The 3592-nt window shown below is 33.6% G+C and carries 3 protein-coding genes; all 3 read left to right on the plus strand.

The window, feature by feature from the left end:
* Positions 1 to 93 precede the first annotated feature (93 nt).
* The 3 genes from TJ68_RS02310 (at position 94) to icaB (ending at position 3433) form a co-directional block, all read left to right on the plus strand.
* Complete coding sequence (locus TJ68_RS02310; RefSeq protein WP_040928521.1) at positions 94 to 831, plus strand: YebC/PmpR family DNA-binding transcriptional regulator; 738 nt, start codon at positions 94 to 96, stop codon at positions 829 to 831.
* 306 nt (positions 832 to 1137) lie between these two features.
* Positions 1138 to 2361 (plus strand): poly-beta-1,6-N-acetyl-D-glucosamine synthase, encoded by a 1224-nt coding sequence (gene pgaC, locus TJ68_RS02315; protein ID WP_040928524.1) that lies wholly within the window; start codon positions 1138 to 1140, stop codon positions 2359 to 2361.
* A gap of 262 nt (positions 2362 to 2623) precedes the next feature.
* Entirely contained in the window at positions 2624 to 3433 is an 810-nt protein-coding gene (icaB, locus tag TJ68_RS02325) for an intercellular adhesin biosynthesis polysaccharide N-deacetylase (protein ID WP_040928523.1), read from the plus strand.
* Positions 3434 to 3592: the final 159 nt, after the last annotated feature.

The following is a 3592-nucleotide window of genomic DNA, read 5'->3' on the forward strand; positions in this document are numbered from 1 at the left end:
TATATCAAATCTTTAAAGTGACTCGTATCATTTAGACAATCATTAGAAAAAATGATAAATTATAAATAAGAAAACAACGAGGGAGACGAAATTATGGCAGGCCATTCAAAATGGAATAACATTAAACAACGTAAAGGTGCACAAGATAAAAAGCGTGGTAAAATCTTCCAAAAGTTATCACGTGAAATTTATATGGCTGCAAAACAAGGTGGCGGAGATCCAGATACGAATCCAGCACTACGTTTAGCGATGGACCGTGCACGTTCAGAAAATATGCCTAAAGACAACATTACACGTGCAATCGACAAAGCAACATCATCTGGCTCTGGTGAAAACTACGATCCAGTAATGTATGAAGGATACGGGCCAAGTGGTGTTGGCATTTTAGCAGAAGCATTAACAGATAACCGTAACCGTACAAACACAAACGTACGTATCGCATACAATAAAAACGGTGGAAATATTGGTGAAGCGGGTTCTGTAAGTTATATGTTCGAACGTAAAGGATACATTGTAATCGAACGCAGTACGACAGAAGACGATGAAGAAACAATGTTATTAGAAGTACTTGAAGCAGGTGCTGAAGAGTTAGAAACAAGCGATGAAGTTTTTGAAATCTTTACTGAACAAGCAGACTTCGCACAAGTGAGAGATCATTTAGAAGAAAAAGGATACACGTTCGCACAAAGTGAATTAACGATGATTCCGATGAATACAGTCGCATTAAGCGATGAAGACTATGAAATTTTAGAAAATATACTCGACGCCCTAGATGATGATGACGACGTCACTGACGTCCATCATAACGCAGTACGTGCGAGCGAACAGTAATATATAATTCCACTTAAGCTTAGTAGCTTAAGTGGAATTTTTTTATATTATAAACTCTCTTTTTATACATAATAAATTCAAAATATCATCATTAAAATTTAATGTGAATTCTGTTAAAACAAACTCCCTATTTTGAAATAAAAAAGAAATAATATCCATTTTTTATTACTAAGCGCTAACAACTCAATGAGAATTCAATGAAAAGTATTGAGTGTTAATTTTCTTTTCTCTATATTAAATGTGCTCTCGTATTGATATAGAGCACATTATATCTAAAAGTGATAACACTTGAAAGCGAATGATTTTATGAAATTTTTATTGATACTGATTTTGTATCCAGCAATTATGTCTATGTACTGGACAATCGGATCTTCCCTTTACTTTATTAGGTATGAGTTATTTTCAAAAAGTCGACCGATTCCATCAGATTTAAAAGGAATCACATTTGTCGTCGCTTGTTTTAATGAACAAGATACGTTAGAAGAAACACTTACATCCCTAGTACATCTCGATTATCCTTTAAAAGAAATTATTATGGTCAATGATGGGAGCACTGACTATACAGCTGCAAAATTAACTGACTTAAAAAGTAGCTATGATTTTAAATTTATTAATTTAAAAGAAAACAAAGGTAAAGCAAATGCATTAAATGAAGCGGTTAAAGAAGCATCGTATGATTACGTTCTATGTATAGATGCGGATACTGTAATTTTTGACGGCGCACCCCAGTATATGATGACACATATGTTAAACGACAATTCGATCGGTGCAGTTACAGGTAACCCAAGAATTCGTAATAAGGACTCTATGCTTGGAAAAATACAAGTCGTTGAATACGCGAGTATTATTGGAGGAATTAAACGCGCGCAAAGTTTAGCAGGTGCAATCAACACTGTTTCAGGTGTATTTACATTGTTTAGAAAAGAAGCACTAGAAGCCGTCGGTCTATTTGACACGGATATGATCACTGAAGATATCGCTATGTCTTGGAATCTGCATTTAAATGATTGGAAAATCCTTTACGAGCCACGCGCGATGTGTTTTATGCTCGTTCCTGAAACGCTTGGTGGTTTATGGAAGCAAAGAGTGCGTTGGTCTCAAGGTGGTCATGAAGTCATTATTCGTGATTTTAAAAATATTATTAAAAAAGGACGATTCCCACTTTATTTATTACTATTAGAATCGATACTTTCAATTATTTGGATTTATATCATTTTGCTAACATTGTTCTTTACAGTAATGAAGTTAGATTTACTAAATATTTTTAGTGTTAGAGAACAATTAAGTTTACTCGTCATCAGTGCTTTAATATTAACGTTCTTTAATATTATTCAATTTTTAGTCGCTTTATTTATCGACGTAAAGTACGAACGTAGAAATATTATTGGCCTTCTCTTTTTAAGTTGGTATCCAACGGTTTATTGGCTAATTAACGGTCTCGTCGTATTGTTTGCATTACCGAAAGCACTAAAGCGTAAGAAAGGAGAGTTTGCGACATGGACAAGCCCAGACAGAGGAGACATCCAGTAGTACACTCCAATCTGAACCTTTTAAGAGAAACAATTCTTTATGTGAGTTCTATTCCATTATGGCTATATTGTTTATTCGTTATTTACATTACATCTATGACACTTTTAAATATTAATACAGAGTTCGTACAGCTCGCTAGAATCTCAATGTCTATCAGTCGTACAGATTATATCGATATGTTTAAATCCGTGTTTTACTTCATAATTGTTATAGTAATTTTCTTCGTTGTGAGATTTATTCAATCGTTTAAAGAGGAAAAATTATGAAGAAATTGTGTATAGCTCTACTACTTACATTCATGATATTTATGAATATACCAAACGATGTCAAAGCATCTGAGGAGTGTCTCGCGTTAAATTATCATCGCGTCCGTGAAGAAACACTTCTATATAAATTGCTCAAAGTCATTGCACCAAACAAAGAGCAAGATATCTATAGTGTCACAACTGATGAGTTTGAGCGGCAGATGAAATGGCTCGTAGATCACGATGCAACGTTTGTTAATGCAGAAGAGTTAGAATTTTACTACGAAAAAGGAGAATTCCCTAAGCGATGTGTTTGGGTGAATTTCGATGATCTGGATGATACGGTTTTAAATGCTGAAGAAATATTGAAAAAGTATGATATAAAAGCTACAGGTTTTGTTATCACTGGCCAAGTCGGTAACGATAATTATTTAAATTTAACTTTATTAGATCTCGACGGTTTAAAGAAACTCTATAAAACAAATCGATGGGAATTTAGCTCTCATACAAATAACTTACATTTCATGGATAAACATCATAAAACCATTTTAAATAGAACAGAAGATCAAGCGTTAACAAAAGATATTAAAACGAGTAATGATTACCTTAAAAAACATTTTAACGAAACCAATCATCGACTCGCCTATCCATATGGCTATGTCGATGATTCCAAATTAAGTGCGATTAAAAGTGCAGAAATTGTATACGGCTATTCACTTCAGGAAGCACCTATTCGAACAGACAGTCATCCTTATTATTTGCCACGCATTTTAATTACAGAATCTTCGTTTAAAAAATTTGTGGAAGAATGGGATGAATTTAAATGAAAAATAAGAAACTAGAACTCGTTTACGTACGTGCAATAATATGTACTTCGATCGTATTAACTCATATTTTAACGTCTTATACAATACAAGAGGCGACGGAGACAGTTGAGTATGAATACTTATATATCATACGAAATATATTTATTTTTGGAGTGCCAT

Origin of the sequence: Nosocomiicoccus massiliensis, assembly GCF_000438455.1 — a bacterium.
Lineage (GTDB): Bacteria > Bacillota > Bacilli > Staphylococcales > Salinicoccaceae > Nosocomiicoccus > Nosocomiicoccus massiliensis.